At 71.2% G+C, this 16,363-nt stretch carries 14 protein-coding genes; 5 read left to right on the top strand and 9 right to left on the bottom strand.

What is annotated here, in order from left to right; genetic code table 11:
* Nucleotides 1-125 precede the first annotated feature (125 nt).
* Together AC07EG_RS35180 and AC07EG_RS35175 are read right to left on the bottom strand one after the other, a co-directional pair.
* On the bottom strand, nt 126-998 hold the full coding sequence (locus AC07EG_RS35180) for a DUF6807 domain-containing protein (RefSeq protein ID WP_478257578.1): 873 nt from the start codon (nt 996-998) through the stop codon (nt 126-128).
* Complete coding sequence (locus AC07EG_RS35175) at nt 995-2,077, bottom strand: Gfo/Idh/MocA family protein (RefSeq protein ID WP_478257577.1); 1,083 nt, start codon at nt 2,075-2,077, stop codon at nt 995-997. The genes AC07EG_RS35180 and AC07EG_RS35175 overlap by 4 nt, the downstream gene beginning before the upstream one ends.
* Before the next feature lie 296 nt (nt 2,078-2,373).
* On the opposite strand from AC07EG_RS35175, the gene AC07EG_RS35170 reads away from it, so the two are divergent.
* On the top strand, nt 2,374-2,661 hold the full coding sequence (locus AC07EG_RS35170; RefSeq protein ID WP_478257576.1) for a CE1 family esterase: 288 nt from the start codon (nt 2,374-2,376) through the stop codon (nt 2,659-2,661).
* A 346-nt stretch (nt 2,662-3,007) separates the two neighbouring features.
* On the opposite strand, the gene AC07EG_RS35165 is transcribed toward AC07EG_RS35170, so the two are convergent.
* The 3 genes from AC07EG_RS35165 to AC07EG_RS35155 all read right to left on the bottom strand — a co-directional run bounded on the left by AC07EG_RS35165 (nt 3,008) and on the right by AC07EG_RS35155 (nt 7,412).
* Nucleotides 3,008-4,054, bottom strand: coding sequence for a LacI family DNA-binding transcriptional regulator (locus AC07EG_RS35165; RefSeq protein WP_478257575.1), 1,047 nt, complete (start codon nt 4,052-4,054; stop codon nt 3,008-3,010).
* Nucleotides 4,055-4,113: 59 nt separating this feature from the next.
* On the bottom strand, nt 4,114-6,342 hold the full coding sequence (locus AC07EG_RS35160) for a beta-glucosidase (RefSeq protein ID WP_478257580.1): 2,229 nt from the start codon (nt 6,340-6,342) through the stop codon (nt 4,114-4,116).
* Nucleotides 6,343-6,413: 71 nt separating this feature from the next.
* Complete coding sequence (locus tag AC07EG_RS35155; RefSeq protein ID WP_478257574.1) at nt 6,414-7,412, bottom strand: LacI family DNA-binding transcriptional regulator; 999 nt, start codon at nt 7,410-7,412, stop codon at nt 6,414-6,416.
* 149 nt (nt 7,413-7,561) lie between these two features.
* On the opposite strand from AC07EG_RS35155, the gene AC07EG_RS35150 reads away from it, so the two are divergent.
* The 3 genes from AC07EG_RS35150 to AC07EG_RS35140 are packed head-to-tail and all read left to right on the top strand — an operon-like array spanning nt 7,562 to nt 10,562.
* A complete protein-coding gene (locus AC07EG_RS35150; protein ID WP_478257573.1) occupies nt 7,562-8,854 on the top strand; it encodes an ABC transporter substrate-binding protein in 1,293 nt (430 codons plus the stop codon).
* Nucleotides 8,851-9,753, top strand: coding sequence for a carbohydrate ABC transporter permease (locus tag AC07EG_RS35145; RefSeq protein WP_478257572.1), 903 nt, complete (start codon nt 8,851-8,853; stop codon nt 9,751-9,753). The genes AC07EG_RS35150 and AC07EG_RS35145 overlap by 4 nt, the downstream gene beginning before the upstream one ends.
* Complete coding sequence (locus AC07EG_RS35140; protein WP_478257571.1) at nt 9,750-10,562, top strand: carbohydrate ABC transporter permease; 813 nt, start codon at nt 9,750-9,752, stop codon at nt 10,560-10,562. Before AC07EG_RS35145 ends, AC07EG_RS35140 begins: the two co-directional genes overlap by 4 nt.
* Before the next feature lie 62 nt (nt 10,563-10,624).
* Here the strand turns inward: AC07EG_RS35140 and AC07EG_RS35135 are convergent, their stop codons facing one another.
* Genes AC07EG_RS35135 through AC07EG_RS35125 form a run of 3 tightly spaced genes read right to left on the bottom strand, consistent with a single transcriptional unit; the run spans nt 10,625 to nt 12,742 of the window.
* The gene (locus AC07EG_RS35135; protein ID WP_478257570.1) at nt 10,625-11,530 is read right to left on the bottom strand and encodes an ADP-ribosylglycohydrolase family protein; all 906 of its coding nucleotides are present in this window, start codon (nt 11,528-11,530) and stop codon (nt 10,625-10,627) included.
* Nucleotides 11,531-11,549: 19 nt separating this feature from the next.
* The gene (locus AC07EG_RS35130; RefSeq protein WP_478257569.1) at nt 11,550-12,443 is read right to left on the bottom strand and encodes an aminoglycoside phosphotransferase family protein; all 894 of its coding nucleotides are present in this window, start codon (nt 12,441-12,443) and stop codon (nt 11,550-11,552) included.
* Nucleotides 12,443-12,742 carry an ArsR/SmtB family transcription factor gene (locus tag AC07EG_RS35125; protein ID WP_478257568.1) on the bottom strand — a complete coding sequence of 100 codons (300 nt, stop codon included), beginning with the start codon at nt 12,740-12,742 and terminating at the stop codon, nt 12,443-12,445. The genes AC07EG_RS35130 and AC07EG_RS35125 overlap by 1 nt, the downstream gene beginning before the upstream one ends.
* Nucleotides 12,743-12,798: 56 nt before the next feature.
* On the opposite strand from AC07EG_RS35125, the gene AC07EG_RS35120 reads away from it, so the two are divergent.
* Nucleotides 12,799-14,139 carry an MFS transporter gene (locus tag AC07EG_RS35120; RefSeq protein ID WP_478257567.1) on the top strand — a complete coding sequence of 447 codons (1,341 nt, stop codon included), beginning with the start codon at nt 12,799-12,801 and terminating at the stop codon, nt 14,137-14,139.
* 431 nt (nt 14,140-14,570) lie between these two features.
* Here AC07EG_RS35120 and AC07EG_RS35115 read toward each other — a convergent pair whose 3' ends face one another.
* On the bottom strand, nt 14,571-16,175 hold the full coding sequence (locus tag AC07EG_RS35115) for a cellulase family glycosylhydrolase (protein WP_478257566.1): 1,605 nt from the start codon (nt 16,173-16,175) through the stop codon (nt 14,571-14,573).
* Nucleotides 16,176-16,363: the final 188 nt, after the last annotated feature.

The raw sequence follows: 16,363 nt of genomic DNA, 5'->3' as shown, positions 1-16,363 counted from the left end.
CCACTCGCTACGACAAGCTCGCTGTGCGCTACCAGGCCACCGTCAACATCGCCGCCATCAACATCTGGCTACGCCACATGTGAAACACGGCCTAGCCGCGCCCGGCCCCCAGCACCGCCCGGTGTTCACCAGGTGTACGAAGCCACCCTGGATTCCAGGCGTTCGCGCGGCCACGAGCCGTTGGCGATGAGGAGGCGGTAGCGCAGGCGCAGGGTGTCGCCGGCGGCCAGGTGCAGGGGATCGTAGAAGGCCAGCGAAGGGTTGACCACGGCGTAGGGGGAGGTGCGCACGAACCACCGCGGGTCCGGCACCGGGTTGGCCGGGTCGGGGGTGAACAGCAGCGTCGAGGTGTGGTCCACCTCGTCGTGCTTGCCGAGGTAGGCCAGCCAGGTCGCCGCGCGGCCCATCAGCTCCGGGCCCGACTGGCCGTCCGAGGCGAGCACCTCGCCGTGTTCGAAGGAACGCGGGCCCCGCCAGAAGAAACCGCAGTACCCGGCCAGTTCCCGCCCGTGCACCGTCGGGCTGCCGAACTCCAGGGCGGTGTCGCGGACGTTGCGCAGTTCGGTGGTGAAGTCGAGCGTCCAGGCCCCGTCCTCCACCTCGAACGCCATCGTGCGCTGCTCGGCCAGCCACTTCTCCCCGGCCGCGGTGAGCCAGTCGACCTCCTCGGCCACCCGCTCCGGCGCCAGCGCGGTGAACTCCCGGTGCACCAGCGAACCGACGTTGTCCAGCGCCTGGTACCCGCGGTCGCGGAGGTAGGTCACCCCGCCCCAGAAGTTCTGGTCGTCCAGGTGGGACACCGTCATCGCCAGTCCCTTGTGCCAGCGGTGGTCGTGCGGCCGGTTGCCGGTGACCACGTCACCGTCCAGCGTGCGCAGCGGGTGGAAGCTCGGGCTCGGGCACTCGAACCCGTCGATGTCCGGGCGGTAGGTGTAGCGCAGCAACTCCACCCCGCCCTCCGACCCGGTGAACACGCCGTCGCCGTCGATCAGCTTCACAGTTTCACGTCCCCGTTCATCCGGTGGTAGAAAACGTCGCCCGGCCGCAGCTGGTCGCGGGTGACCGGGGCGCCGGTGAACGCCGACCGGTACAGCGCGGTGACCAGTTCGAGGGTCTGGCGCCCCTCCGCACCCGACAGCGGCGGGCGTTCCCCGCGTTCCATGGCGTCGAGCAGGTGGGGCAGTTGCGCCGAGTGCGAGCTGCCGACGTCCTCCGGCACCTGCGACCACGACTCGATCAGGCGCTCGTCGGTCACCTGCGGCGCGGGCGTGTACCGCCAGTCGCTGTTGTGGTAGCCGTAGAGGTGCCGCACCTCGACCGTCGCCTCGGTCAGGTCGACGCGCAGGTAGCTCTCCTCCCGCGGCGACAGCACGCTGTTGACGATCGAGGCCATGGCACCGGAGGCGAACCGCACGACCGCCATCGACACGTCCTCGGTCTCCACCCGGCGGTCCAGCCTGCCCGCCATCGCCCGCACCTCGGTCCACTCGCCGAGCAACGCCAGCAGCAGGTCGATCTGGTGGATGCCGTGCCCCATCGTCGGCCCCCCGCCCTCGGTGGCCCACTTCCCGCGCCACGGGACGTCGAAATAGGACTGGTCGCGGAACCAGGTGGTGTGGCAGAGGGCGACCAGCGGGCGGCCGAGCGCGCCGCTGCCGATGAGCTGCCCCGCGTGACGCGCACCCGAGCCGAACCGGTGCTGGAAGACCACGCTGGCGTACGGCCCGCCTTCGCGTTCGGCGGCGGTGATCCGGTCGTACTCGGCCAGCGACAACGCGGGCGGTTTTTCCAGCAGCACCCACGAACCGGCTTCCAGGCAGGCGATGGCGATGTCCGCGTGCGTGGCCGGTGGGGTGCACACCTGCACCAGGTCCGGCTTTTCGGTGCGCAGCATGGACTTCAGTGACTGGTACGCCACCGGGATACCGGTTTTCTGCTGGAACACCGCCAATCGGGCGGGATCGGTGTCCACCGCGGTGACCAGCTTCGCCCGGGCACCGGCGGCCCGGATGGCGGGAACGTGTGCTGCTTCGGCGATTCCACCGGTGCCGACCACCGCCACCCGGAACGTGCGCATGAGCCCTCTTTCCGATAGTTTCGAAGAGGTGAACTGGCAATTCGACCATAGAATGGCCCCTCGGCAGCGTCAAGGCGCTTGATCGCCGGGAATCCGGCGTCGAAACCTTTTCGAAAGTCATTGTTGTCCCGTTGTGCGCGGCCGCATCATTGAACGCCGACCCTGGAGGTGGACGTGCGCAGGAAAGCAGTTCTCGTCGGCGTTCTCACCGTGCTCGCCGCCCTGCTGGCCCCGGTCGCCCGGCCACCGCGCTGACCGAGGTGACCGGTTTCGGCAACAATCCGAGCGGCCTGAGAATGCACCTGTACGTACCGGGCAAAGTGGCGCCGAAAGCGGCGGTGCTGGTCGCCGTGCATTACTGCACCGGTTCCGGCCCGGCCTTCCACTCGGGTACCGAGTTCGCCCGCTTGGCCGATCAGCACGGCTTCGTGGTGATCTACCCGTCGGCCACCCGCAGCGGCCCGGAGGGCATCGGGTCGATGGTCGACCACGTGCTCAAACACCACAACGGCGACGCGGACCGCGTCTACGCCACCGGTTCCTCGTCCGGCGCGATGCCGACCAACGTGCTGCTCGGGGCCTAGGCTGGAACAGCGCGTGCGCCAACGGCGACCTGCTCAAAACCCCGCAGCGGTGGGGAGATCCGGTACGGGCGGCCCATCCCGGCTACAGCGGGCCGCGCCCGCGCACGCAGGTGTGGCACGGCACGGCCGACACCACGCCGCGCTACCCGAACTTCGGCGAGCAGCTGGCCCAGTGGACCCACGTGCACGGCCTGCCCACCACGCCGAGCAGCACCGGCCAACCGGAACCGGGGTGGACGCGCACCCGGTACGGCACCCGGGGTCGAGGGCATCAGCATGGCGGGCACCGGGCACGACGCGCTGGGCGCCGGCATGGCCGCGATGGCCCTGCAGTTCCTCGGCGTGCTCAGCTGACCGGTGGTGCGGTGCTCTGCCGCACCACCAGGCTGGTGGCCAGTTCCACCCGCCGGTGCTCGGCCTCCTCGCCGCGGGCGAGCGCCAGCACCAGGCGGGTGCCCGCCGCGGCCATCTCCTGCAGCGGCTGCCGGATGGTGGTCAGCGGCGGGCCGACCCAGCCGGCCACCGGCAGGTCGTCGAAGCCGACCACGCTCAGGTCGTCCGGGATGCGCAGCCCCGCCGCCCGCGCCGCCTCGTAGACGCCGAAGGCCTGCAGGTCGCTGCCGGCGAACACCGCGGTCGGCCGGTCGGGCACCTTGAGCAGTTCGGTGAGCTGCGCGCGCCCGGCTTCGACGTGGAAGTCGCCGTAGCGCACCAGTGCCGGGTCCACCGGCAGCCCGGCGGTTTCCAGTGCGGCGCGGTAACCGTCGACCCTGGCGCGGCTGCACAGCACCCGCTCCGGCCCGCCGATCACCGCGATCCGCCGGTGGCCCAGTTCGAGCAGGTGCCGCGTGGCGATCAGCCCGCCGTTCCAGTTGGTGGCCCCGATGGAGTAGGTGCGCTCACCCGGCTCACCGACCGGATCGACCACCACCACCGGGATGCTGCGCGACTCCAGCTTCGCCAGCTGATCGGCGCTGAGGTCGGAGAACACCGACACCACGCCGATCGGCCGCCGCGCCAGCACCTTCTCCAGCCAGCCCCGGCCGGGGGTCAGCCTGCCCTGGGACTCCGAGAGCACCACGGCCAGGTCGTGCTCGCTGGCCACCTGCTCGACCCCGCGCATGATCTCCAGCGCCCAGATGCTCTCCAGCTCGTGGAACATCAGCTCCAGCAGGTTGGAGCGGCGGGCCCGCTCGTCGCTGCGCCGCTGGTAGCCGTAGCGGCGGATGATCTCCTCGACCCGTTCCCTGGTCGCGGCGGCCACGTCGGTGCGCCCGTTGACCACCTTCGAAACTGTCGGGATGGAAACCCCGGCCTCCACCGCGATCTGGGCGATGGTGACCTTGCCCTGCGCCGGAGCACCGGCCGGCTTCCGCTCGGATTCCACTGGCATGGAGCGCAGTGTACGCGATTTCCATCCTGCCGATAGTTTCGTTACTGAATTCGAAAGTATTACCAGGTGATTTCCGGGGTGAGCACCCGGTCGAAACCCACCACCCGGCGCGGGCCGGTCAACGCCGGGGCCAGCGTGGTGCGGATGTCGGTGCTGGAGGCGCCGATCCGCAGTTCCACCTCACCCGGGTCCACCTGCCGCTCCCCGGACCGGCCGGTGTAGCAGGTCAGGTCCGCGTGCAGGCCGATCCGCACGGTACGCGCCTCACCCGGGGCCAGGTCCACCCGCACCGCGGCGATCAGGCGCTGCACCGGCAGCACGCATTCGGCCACCGGGTCGTGCAGGTAGACCTGCACCACCTCGCTGCTCGCGCGCTCGGTCTCGTTGCGCAGCGGCACGGTCAGCCGGAACACGCCGTCGGTGGCCCACCCCTGGTCGCCGGTGACCTCGCCCCAGGTGATCGGCGCGTAGGACAGGCCGTGCCCGAACGGGTACAGCGCGGTCGGGTCGACCGTGCTGACCTCGCTGCGGGTGGCCAGCGGCGCGGCCAGGTAGGTGGCGGGCTGGTTGACCCCGGCCGCCGGGAAGCTGACCGGCAGCCGCCCGGACGGGTTCACCCGCCCGCTGAGCACCCCGGCCAGCGCCGTGCCGCCCTCCTCACCGGGGAAGAAGCCGCAGACGATGGCCGCGAGCCGGTCGGCCTGGCGGGACAGCTCGTACGGGCGGCCGCTCAGCAGCACCAGCACCACCGGCGTGCCGGTGTCCAGCACGGCTTCGAGCAGTTCCTCCTGACGGCCGGGCAGCCGCAGGTCGGCCGCGTCGCAGCCTTCGCCGGAGGTGCCGCCGCCGAACAGGCCGGCGCGGTCACCGAGCACCACCACGCAGACCTCGGCGTCGGCGGCGACCCTGGCCGCGTCGGCGATCCCGGCGTCCTCACCGCCTTCCACCGGGCAGCCCAGCGCGTAGGTCACGTCGTGGTCGCCGCTCAGCGCCTCCAGCAGGGTGGGCACCTCGACGCCCAGCGGCACGTCGGGGTGGTGCACGCCGACGTGCATCGGGAACGAGTAGCAGCCGAACATCGCGCCGGGGTCGTCGGCCCGCGGGCCGATCACGGCGAGCCGCTTGCCCGGGGTCAGCGGCAGCACGTCTTCGTTGCGCAGCAACACGATCGACCGCTCGGCCAGCTCGCGCGCCACCGCCCGCGACCCGGCGTCGTCCAGGTCGGCCTGGCCTTCGGTGAGCACTTCGGGATCCGGCGACCAGTCCGGGTCGAGCAGCCCGAGTTCGCACTTCTGCCGCAGCACCCGCTCCAGCGCGCGGTCGACCAGGGCGAGATCGGCTTCCCCGGATTCCAGCGCGAGCAGCAGCGGTGCGCCGAAGCAGTCGACCGTCGGCAGTTCGACGTCGATGCCGGCGGCCAGCGCCTGCACGGCGGCTTCGGCCCTGGTGCCCGCCACCCCGTGCAGCGTGCGCAGGAACGAGACCGAGAAGTAGTCGGCGACCACGGTGCCGGTGAAGCCGTAGACCTCCCGCAGCCGCTCGGTGAGCAGGCTCGCGTCCGCGGCGGCGGGCACGCCGTCGTTGTCGGTGTAGGCGTTCATCACCGAGCGCGCGCCCGCCCGCAGCGCCTGTTCGAACGGCGGCAGCAGCACGTCGGCCAGCTCCCGCGCCCCGATCGACACCGGCGCCAGGTTGCGGCCCGCCTTCGACGCGGAGTACCCGGCGAAGTGCTTCAGCGTGGCCACCACCCCGGCGGACTCCAGCCCGCGCACGTAGGCCGAGCCGATCGCACCGACCAGGTGCGGGTCCTCGGCGATGGTTTCCTCGACGCGTCCCCACCGCAGGTCGCGGGCCACGTCGAGGACCGGGGCCATGCCCTGGTGCACGCCCAGCCGCCGCATCGACCGGCCGATGTGCGCGGCCATGCGCTCGACCAGCGCCGGGTCGAAGCTGGCGCCCCAGCACAGCGGCGACGGGTACACCGTGGCCCGCCAGGCGGCCAGCCCGGTCAGGCACTCCTCGTGCACCTGCGCCGGGATGCCGAACCGGCTGGCGGCCATCACCTCGCGCTGGGTGCGGGCCAGCCCGCGCGCGCCGATCAGCGGCTCCACCGGCCGGGTGCCGAACACCCGGGTCAGCTGGCCGATGCCGGAGCCGACCAGCCGGTCCCAGTCACCCGGTTCGATGGCGAAGTCGTGCTGGTGCGGGGCCATTTCCCCGGCCGCGTCGATGCCCACCCAGACACCGAAGAGCTGGGCCAGCTTCTCGCGCGTGTCCATCCGGGACATCAGGTCGGCCACCCGGTCGGCGGGGGCGGCGGCGGGGTCGCGCCAGAGTTCGGCGCTCGCGGGATCGAGGGTCACGACTGCTCCACCTGTCGGGTCGACTGGCGCACGACGAGCCGGGTGTCCAGCGTGACGTGCGTGGGTTCGGGTTGCTGCCCGTTGATCAACGGGATGAGGAGTTCGATGGCGCGGCGGCCCATCTCGCGGATGGGCTGCTCGACCGTGGTCAGCGGCGGCACGCACAGCACCGACTCCGGGATGTTGTCGAAGCCGACCACCGACAGGTCCTCCGGGACGCGGAGGCCCAGTGCGTGCGCGGTCTCCACGGTGGCGATGGCCGACAGGTCGTTGGCCGCGAACACCGCGGTCGGCCGGTCGGGGGAGTCCAGCAGCAGCCGGGCCGAGGCCGCGGAGACCTCCGGGTCGTACGCGCCGACCTGCACCAGCTTCTCGTCCACCGGCACGCCCGCCGCGGCCAGCGCGTTCCGGTAGCCGGTTTCGCGCAGGTGCGCCGACTGCAGGTCGGGACGGCCGGTGAGCAGCGCGATCCGGCGGTGGCCGAGGCCGAGCAGGTGCTCGACGGCCAGCTGCGCACCACGCAGGTTGTCCGAGTCGATGGTGGGCAGCTCGGCCGAGCCGGTGTGCGGGTCGACCGCGACCACCGGGGTGCCCGCGCGGGGTTCCAGCGAGGCGGCCGGGGTGACCAGCAGCGCGCCGTCGACCAGGGTGCCGCTCAGCCGGGACAGGTAGCGGCGTTCCCAGCCCGCCTTGTCGTCGGTGCGCCCGCCCGCCGAGTAGACGACGAGCTCGAAGCCGGAACCCCGGATCGCGTCGGCCGCGCCCTTGAGCAACTCGGTGCTGAACGGTTCGAGGTCGGCCACCAGGATGCCGATCACGTTGGTCCGGTGGTTGCGCAGGCTCTGGGCGACCAGGCTGGCCTCGTACCCCAGTTCCTCGATCACCGAACGCACGCGAGCGGAGGTGGCGGCGGCGACGCCGTACCGCTGGTTGAGCACTTTGGACACGGTCGCCACCGAAACGCCGGCGCGTTCGGCGACGTCCCTGATGGTCACACGGGAGCTTGGCTGCACCGGCTCATGCTAGCTCTGTAAAACGTTATCGACAACGATTGACACGAGCCCGACCAGGGCGCAAACTCTCTAGCCTCACTGGGTTGCCAAGCCCGGTCCAGCTCGGCCGAAGTCGTCAGGAGTGGACCATCATGCGCCGAATCCGGAACGTTTGCGCCTTCCTGCTCACCGCGGTCACCGCGGCCGCCCTCACCGCCTGCAGCGGCGGCGGGGACAGCGCGAGTGAGAACGCGGACGGGCCCGTCACCCTCACCTGGTGGCACAACAGCACCACCGAAACCCGCAAAGCGCTGTGGGACCAGGTCGCCGCCGACTACCAGGCCGCGAACCCCGGGGTGAGCTTCAAGATCGAACCGGTGCAGAACGAGCAGTTCCAGACCAAGATCCCGCTCGCGCTGCAGTCGGACAGCCCACCGGACATCTACCAGCAGTGGGGTGGCGGGCAGGGCGCGGGACAACTGCCGTCCGGCAAGGTCGCCGACATCACCAAGCAGACCGAGCCGTGGATCGGCACGCTCGGCCCGATCGCCGAGGGCTACCAGGCCGACGGCAAGCAGTTCGGGGTGCCCTACGCCGCGCACACCGTCGGCTTCTGGTACCGCAAGGACATCTTCGCCAACGCCGGCATCACCACTCCGCCGTCCACAATGGACGAATTGAACGCCGCGGTGACCAAGCTGAAGGCCGCCGGGGTGGCGCCGATCGCGGTCGGCGGCAAGGACCGCTGGCCGGACGCGTTCTACTGGGGTTACCTGGCCGCGCGCCACTGCTCGCCCGACGAGCTGAAGAAGGCCGTGGAAACCGTGCGCATGGAGGACCCGTGCTGGGTGCGGGCCGGTCAGGACCTCAAGGCGTTCCTCGACACCCAGCCGTTCCAGCCCGGTTTCGTCGGCACCCCGGCCCAGCAGGGCGCGGGCAGCTCGGCGGGCATGGTGGCCAACGGCCAGGCCGCGATGGAACTGCAGGGCGACTGGACCCCGGACACGATGGCCTCGCTCACCTCGGACAAGGACCTGAACTCGAAGCTCGGCTGGTTCCCGTTCCCCGCGGTCAACGGTGGTGCCGGTGCCCCCGGGGCGATCCTCGCCGGTGGTGACGGCTTCTCGTGCACCACGCGCGCCGCCGCGGCCTGCGCGAAGTTCCTCGAGTACCTGGTCAGCACCCCGGTGCAGGAGAAGCTCGCCGCCATCGGCGCCGGCCTGCCGGTGAACCCGGCCGCGGCCCCGGCGCTGACCACCGACTCGCTCAAGCAGGTGTTCGAGCACACCCAGCGGGCCCCGTTCCGGCAGACCTACTTCGACATCGCGCTGCCCACCAGCGTCGGCCAGGCGCTCAACGACGCGATCGCCAACTTCTTCGCCGGGCAGGGCACGCCGGAGTCGATCGTGGCGGCCGTGAACCAGGCGGCGGCGGGCAACAAGTGAGCGCTGCTCCGACCGGTCTCCGCCGGAAGCTCGAACTGACCCTGTTCCTCGGCCCGGCACTGCTGCTGTTCGTCGGCTTCGTGCTGGTGCCGATGGGCTTGGCGGTGTACTACAGCCTGTACTCGTGGACGGGTTTCGGCTCGCTCGGCGAGTTCACCGGGCTGAAGAACTACCTCGACGCGCTGACCGGCTCGGTGTTCCAGAACGCGGTGTGGCACAACGTGGTCATCGCCGTGCTCTCGCTGGTGGTGCAGCTGCCGCTGAGCATCGCGCTGGCGCTGCTGCTCAACCGGAAGCTGCGCGGGCGGGCGTTCCTGCGGGTGATCGTCTTCGCGCCGTACGTGCTCTCGGAGGCGATCACCGCGGTGATCTGGCTGCTCATCCTGCAACCCGGCGGGTTCGCCGACCAGGTGCTCGGCGCCGCCGGGCTGGGCGGGCTGGTGCGGCAGTGGCTGGCCGACCCGGACCTGGTGCTGTTCACCCTGTTCGTGGTGATCACCTGGAAGTACATCGGGTTCGGCATCATCCTGCTGCTGGCCGGGCTGCAGGGCATTCCGGCGGAGGTGCGGGAGGCCGCCGCGCTGGACGGCGCGACGGCCTGGCAGACCACCCGGCACGTGGTCCTGCCGCTGCTCGGGCCGACCGTGCGGATCTGGATCTTCCTGTCGGTGATCGGCTCGCTGCAGTTGTTCGACCTGGTCTGGATCATGACCCTGGGTGGCCCGGCCAACGCCTCGACCACGATGGCGACCTACCTGATCGACCACGGGTTCAAGCGGTACGAGTTCGGTTTCGGCAGCGCGGTGGCGGTGATCCTGTTCATCATCTGCTTCACCTTCGCCCTGCTGTACCAGCGATTCGCGCTGCGGCGCGACACCGAAGGGGCGGTGACCCGGTGAAGCGGCAGACCATCGCCTACCTGGTGGCGATCCTGGTCATCGGCATCACCGTGGTGCCGCTGATCTTCGTGATCCTCGGCGGGTTCCGCACCACGCCGCAGATCAACAGCGACCCCGTCGGGCTGCCCAGCCCGTGGGTGCTCGACAACTACCGGGAGATCCTGGCCGCACCGGAGTTCTGGACCTTCCTCCGCAACAGCCTGCTGATCGCGGTGGTCGCCACGGTGCTGGCGGTGGCACTGGGCTCGATGGCGGCGTTCGCGCTGTCGCGGTACGCCTTCCGCGGGCGGGAGGCGTGGTACACCCTGTTCACCGTCGGGCTGCTGTTCCCGATCGGCGTGGCCACCCTGCCGCTGTACCTGCTGCTGCGGCAACTGGGCATGCTGGAGAACCCGCTGGGGGTGGCGTTGCCGGAGGCGGCCTTCTCGCTGCCGGTGACCATCGTGATCCTGCGGCCGTTCATGCGGGCGATCCCGTCGGAAATCGAGGACGCGGCGGTGCTCGACGGCGCCACGCGGATCGGGTTCTTCTGGCGCATCCTGCTGCCGCTGTCGGCGCCCGCGCTGACCACGGTGGCCGTGCTCGCCTTCGTCACCAGCTGGAACGCCTACCTGCTGCCGCTGCTGGTGTTCAACGACTCGGGGAACTTCACCCTGCCGCTGGGGGTGGCGACCTTCCAGTCGCAGTACTCGCAGGACACCGCGCGGGTGCTGGCGTTCACCGCGTTGTCGATGATCCCGGCACTGGGTTTCTTCATGCTCGCCGAACGCCGCATCGTCGGCGGCTTGACCGGTTCGGTGAAGGGGTAGCCCCGGACCGGCGTGACGGCGGCGAGGTCGTCACGCCGGTCAGCTCCCGCTGCTGCTCACGTTCATCGGTCTTCGGCCAGGCGTTCCGCCAGGTGGACCAGGTCCGCGAAGTAGAGCGTCCGGTCCCCGCCCGGCAGGGGCACGTGCAGGGGCTCGGTCCACCTGGCGGGGATGGCGCCGGCTCCGTGCACGGCACCCGCCAGCGCACCGGTCACCGCCGCGACCGTGTCGGTGTCCCCGCCGAGGTCGATGGCGGCTCGCAGGGCGCCCTCGAAGGTCGCCGTCGTGCGCAGGGCCCACACGGCGGAACCGAGGCAGGGCCAGACCGCGCCGTTCGGCTCGGTGGCCTGATCGGGGTGCCAGCCGGGAGCCAGCACCGTCTCGTAACGGCGGCGGTGGCGCGGGACGACCGCGGTCAGCACGCCGGGAAGCCGGGTGAGGGGGTCGGTGCCGGCGAGGGCGAGCCGGAGCAGTTCGTGCAGGATCGCGGTGCCCTCCCACGCCGCCGCGTCGCCGTGGGTGAGCGCGGCGATGCGGCGGGCGGCGGCCATGGTGGCTTCCCGGCCCCGGCCGGCGAAGTACACCGCGGAGGTCGCGGCCCGCATCAGGCACCCGTTGCCCGCCGCGCTGCCGTGGGTCTGGAAGTGCAGTGCGGCGGCGAGGTTCCACGGGTCACCGCTGTTCAGCACGGCCCCGGTCTGGATGCCGATGTCCTTGGGACCGCTGTGCGCCCACCGCCGGAGGCGGGCGAAGACGTCGGCCGGGTCCAGGCCACCGCGCTCGAGCAGGGACTGGCCGAGGTGCACGGCCATCTGCGTGTCGTCGGTGGCCTCGCCGGGGTCCCAGCCGCCCCCGCCGCCCATCTCCGGCGAGAACCGCCCGGGCGGGCCGAATTCGCACGGAGCCCCCAAGGCGTCGCCCACCGCGGACCCCACCACGGCGCCGATCGCCCGTTCGACGCGAAGCACGGGTCCCAGCCTAGCGCCGTCAACGGGCGCCGAAGAAGGTGTCGAGCAGGAGGCGGCAGCGCACCGGTTCCTCGGTGAACCCGGCGGCCAGGCCGGTCAGCAGGTGGTCGGCGCAGCGCACCACGGTCCACGAGCGGGCGAGGTCCCGGTCGAGGCCGGCGGCGACGGCCAGGCGGCGGAACTGCCGGAGCACCGCGGTGCGCCCGCCGATCTCGGGCAGCCGGGTCCACAGCAGCGGCGCGACCTGGAACTCCAGCGGACCGGCCACCGCCCGCGGGCTGATCACCAGCCACGGGTTCCTGGTGGCGCCGAGCACCTTGCGGTAGGCCAGTTCGCGGTTGACCAGGTACGGGTCGGGCAGTTCGCCGAGTTCGCCGGCCAGGTGCCCGACGCGCTCGGCCAGTGAGCGGGGGAACGGCTGCCCGGCGGCACGCCAGCGTTCGTCGAGCGTGTCGCGGATCCCCCCGGCCATCGCGGAGACCCGGCGCAGGTCTCCCGGCGCCGGGACGGCCATCCGGCGCAGCAGCCCGCCCAGCAGCGGGATCGCGTCCTCGGGCTCGACCGCGTGCGCCGAACGGGTGTGGTCGGCCCGTTCCAGCAGCACCGCGTGCCGGGCCGGATCCGACTCCAGCAGGCGGACCGCGTTCCGCCCGTCCCAGATGGACAGTGCGCGGGGTTCGCTGGCGATGTCCTCGTCCGGCCAGGACACCTTGAGCACCAGCGGTTCCCCGTCCCGGCGGACCGGGAGCACCATGGCGTGGTACCCGTGCCGCGCCTCGCCGTCCGGGCTGAGCGACCAGCGTTGGCACAACCCCTCGCAGGTCCGCGGCAGTTCTTCCACCCAGTGGCGGCCGTCCGCGCCCGCGTGCTGCCAGGCTCCGAAGGCCAGCAAGCGGGCGGGGACGGTGATCATCAGGTCTCGGCGTTGAGCACGGCGTCGAGCAGGCCGGGGAACCGGGCGTCGAGGTCCTCTCTTCGCAGGGAGAGCAGGTTTTCCCGGCCGTAGGGGCGTTGCCAGATCACCCCGCTGTCGCGCAGCACCCGCCAGTGCCGGGTCAGCGTCGACTTCGACATGCCGTCGATGATCTTGCCGCAGCTGCGTTCGGTGCCGTCGGCGAGCACGCGCACGATGCGCAGCCGGATGGGGTTGCCCAGGGTGGCCAGTACCTGGTCCAGCCGGATCTGGTCGCGTTCGGGGTGCTGGGAGAACACGCGGCCATCCTACTCCTTGATACGTCTGTTGACGTACAGACGTACAGTACGTGTTTATGCGAACTATTGATTCCGGGACGCGGGTCCGGCCCGGCTGGAGCCTCGCGCTGCTCGCACTGGCGCAGCTGATCTTTTCGCTCGACCTCAACATCGTTTTCGTGGCGCTGCCGGAGATCGGCGCCGACCTCGGGTTTCCCGGGCGGACGCAGCAGTGGGTGGTCAGCGCCTACGTCGTCTTCGCCGGTGGGTTCCTGCTGCTCGGCGGGCGCGCGGCCGACCTGCTCGGCCGCCGCCGGGTCTTCGTCACCGCGCTGGCGGTGTACGCGGTGTCCTCGCTGGCCGGTGGGCTCGCGACCGGACCGGGGCTGATCGTGGTGGCCAGGGCGGTCCAGGGCATCGGCGGCGCGCTGCTGCTGCCGTCGACCTTGTCGCTGCTCAACACGCTGTTCGAGGAGGGACCGCGGCGCAACCGGGCGCTGGCGGTGTGGGGCGGCGCGGGGGCGAGCGGGCTGACCATCGGCGCGCTGCTCGGCGGTGTGCTCACCGAGGCGTTCGGCTGGCCGGCGGTGTTCCTGGTGAACGTGCCGCTGGCGGGGGCGGTGGCGATCGCCGCGCTGGTGGTGATCCCGCGCGACCGCGGTTCCCGGGCTGGACGGCGCTTCGACCTGCCCGGCGCGCTGACCGCCACCGCCGGGGCCACGTTGCTGGTGTTCGCACTGGTCCAGGGGCCGGAGGCGGGCTGGGCGGCCCCGGAGATCGTGGTGGCCGCGGTCGCGGCGGTGGTGCTGCTGGCGGTGTTCCTCCGGCTGGAGGCCGGGGGCCGGGATCCACTGCTGCCGTTGCGGTTGCTGGGCAACCGCACGCTGGTGGTGGCGGTGGCGGTGACGTTCCTGTTCATGGCCACGTTCGGCACGCTGCCGTACTTCCTGACCGTGCTGCTGCAGACCGGGCACGGGCTGAGCGCGCTGCAGACGGGGTTGCTGTTCCTGGTGCCCTCGATCGCCATCGCCACCGGGACGCAGCTGGGTGAGCGGCTGGTGAACCGGCTCGGGGTGCGGACCACGTTGCTGGGCGCGTTCGCCGTGGGGGTGGCGGGCACGGCGGTGCTGGCTTGGGGCGCGGGGTCGGTCGCCGGTGCCGTGCCCGGGTTGGTCGTGTCCGGGGTGGCGCAGGGCGTGGTCTGGACCGCGATGTGGATCGCCGCGGCGACGGGGGTGCGGCCGGGGGAGCAGGGGGTGGCTTCTGGGCTGGCTTCGACGACGTTGAACGTGGGGAATGCGGTGGGGTTGGCGGTGTTGCTCGCGGTGGCTGGTGGGGGCGTGGGGGCGATGTGGCTGGCGGCGGCGGGGATGCTGGTGGGGGTGGGGGTCGTGTGGCTGCTGCCGCGGGTGAGGTGACGGGGCGACGGGGGTGATGGCGGCGGGGAGCCACCCCGGTTTTTCAGTGTGACTACGGCGAAGACCTCGTTGTCAAGGCGGGAAAGATGCCTTGACAACGAGGTCTTCGCCGTGTTCTTGGCTTGGGGCCGGGGTGGGGCGGGGGAGTGTGGGTGCGCCCCTGGGTGGGTGCCCCGGCTGCCGGTTGGGTGGTGGGTGTTCTGGGGAGTTTGGGTGGTGGTGGGTTGGGGGGTTTGAGGTTGGTGGTCGGTCGTTGGTTGGTTTTGGGGTGTTGGGCTTCCCGGGGTCGGTGCTCTGGCCGCTGGGTGGTCTTCAGGGGTGTGGTGTTCCCTGGGTCGGGTGGTCCGGCGGCCGGTTGGTTTTTCCGGGGGAGTGTGGACGGCCCCCGGGGTTGGTGCCCGGCCGCCGGTTGGGGTGGTGTGCTGTGGGGATCAGGTCGTCGAGCAGGGGGCGCCGTTCAGGGCGAAGGCGCCGGGCGCCGGGTTGCTGCCGGTCCACGAGCCGGTGAAGCCGATTTCCACGGAGCCGCCGGCCGGGAGCAGCCGGTTGTAGGTCGCGTTGGTGACCACGACCGACGCGCCGGTCTGGGCCGGGACGCCGTGCCACATGTTCGTGATGGTCTGCCCGCCGGTGAAGGTCCAGCCCAGTTGCCAGCCGTCGAGGGCGCTGGTGCCGGTGTTGGTCAGGGTGAGCTTCGCCTGGTAGCCGCCCTGCCACTGGCCGGTGACCTGGTAGCCGACCGAGCACGAGCCGGTGCCCACCGGGGCGGTGGTCACCGCGGCCGTGCCCGAGCGCGCCGAGCGGTTGCCCGCCGCGTCCCTGGCGTACACGGCGAAGGTGTAGGCCGTGTTCGGGGTCAGGCCGGTGACCGCGGCCGAGGTCGTGCTGGTGGAGACCGCGGCGGCTTCGGTGGTGCCGTTGATCCGCACCACGTCGTAACCGGTCACGGCGGTGTTGTCGGTCGACGCCGGCCAGCTCAGGTTGACGCCGGTGGCGGTCACGCCGGACGCCGTGGGGGTGCCCGGGGTGGTCGGCGCCTGGGTGTCAACGTTGTCACCACCGAACACGGTGGCTTCCTTCGCCGTCTGCTTGATGCCGTTGGCCCCGTTGAAGATCCGCTGCCCCCACGGGGTCAGCGCCGAGGGGTTGAAGCCGGTGACCATGTCCAGGTACTCCACACCGCCGCCGTTGCCGCTCCAGGACCAGCCGAGGTAACCGAGGCGCTGCGCCTGGGTGGTGGCGAAGATGGTGTCCTCGTCGGGATTGCCGTCGGAGTGGTCGTGCCCGAACTCGCCGACCAGGATCGGCAGCCCGGCCGCGGTGAACCGGCCGAGGTAGTCGGTGATCTCCGCGGCGGTGTCGAACACGCCGTACATGTGCACCGAGAACATCGTGTTCTTCAGCGAGTCCGCGGCGAACACCGAAGCCGCGTTGTCCCGCATGGTGAACGACCAGTCCTGGCCCCAGTTCGGCGCGTCGACCATCAGCGTGTGGGTGAGGCCGCCCGCCCGCAGCTTCTGGATCGCCGACTTCGTCGCGTCGGTCCAGCCCGCGTGCCCGGTGTTGCCCCACGGCTCGTTGCCGATGTTGACGATGACGTACTTCTCCTGGCCGATGATCGAGTTCTTCACCTCGAGCCAGTAGCTGGCCGCGGCGTCCAGCGAAACGGCGGCGGCCTGCTCGCCGTAGCCGGTGGTGTCGTGCACCTCCAGCACGCAGATCAGCCGGTTCTGCTTGCACAGCGAAACCACGTTGGCCACGTCGGCGGCGTCGTTCTTGGTCCACTGGTGGCCAGAGGACAGCACCACCCGCACGGTGTTCGCGCCGAGCGCCTTGATGCTGGCGAACGAACTGGTTTCGCCGCGGTACCAGGTGTGCGCGTGGTTCACGCCACGCATCACGAACTCGGCGCCGTTGCTTTCGTAGAGCCTGCCGTTCTGCACCTGGAACCCGGTGGCTGGGGCCGCGCCGGCTGGTGTCACCAATGCGGCCATGGCGGCCAGCAGGGCACTGATCAGTGCCAGTTTTCTCTTCATGTCACACCTCTTGGGAGATTTCTCGTAGGTGGGGGCAATGACCTGACTTCCGAATGCACTCTCGCGAGGTCGCGCCGGTCACCGGAGTGGGGGGGGGGGGGGGGGGCCCAACACGGAGGGAGCCCCCTCAGCGGACGGCCAGTTACAAACATCCCTCGCTCGTTAGCAGGGAGGGGAGAAGCAAAAAC

This window comes from Amycolatopsis sp. NPDC045836 (assembly GCF_056431745.1).
Note: the sequence above shows the minus strand (reverse complement) of the source record. Positions and strands in the feature narration are given on the sequence as shown.

Excerpts from the sequence above, each read along its gene's own strand:
- AC07EG_RS35175 (WP_478257577.1), bottom strand. The coding sequence starts at position 2,077 with ATGCGCACGTTCCGGGTGGCGGTGGTCGGCACCGGTGGAATCGCCGAA.
- AC07EG_RS35170 (WP_478257576.1), top strand. The coding sequence starts at position 2,374 with ATGCACCTGTACGTACCGGGCAAAGTGGCGCCGAAAGCGGCGGTGCTG.
- AC07EG_RS35165 (WP_478257575.1), bottom strand. The coding sequence starts at position 4,054 with ATGCCAGTGGAATCCGAGCGGAAGCCGGCCGGTGCTCCGGCGCAGGGC.
- AC07EG_RS35160 (WP_478257580.1), bottom strand. The coding sequence starts at position 6,342 with ATGTCCCGGATGGACACGCGCGAGAAGCTGGCCCAGCTCTTCGGTGTC.
- AC07EG_RS35150 (WP_478257573.1), top strand. The coding sequence starts at position 7,562 with ATGCGCCGAATCCGGAACGTTTGCGCCTTCCTGCTCACCGCGGTCACC.
- AC07EG_RS35130 (WP_478257569.1), bottom strand. The coding sequence starts at position 12,443 with ATGATCACCGTCCCCGCCCGCTTGCTGGCCTTCGGAGCCTGGCAGCAC.
- AC07EG_RS35120 (WP_478257567.1), top strand. The coding sequence starts at position 12,799 with ATGCGAACTATTGATTCCGGGACGCGGGTCCGGCCCGGCTGGAGCCTC.
- AC07EG_RS35115 (WP_478257566.1), bottom strand. The coding sequence starts at position 16,175 with ATGAAGAGAAAACTGGCACTGATCAGTGCCCTGCTGGCCGCCATGGCC.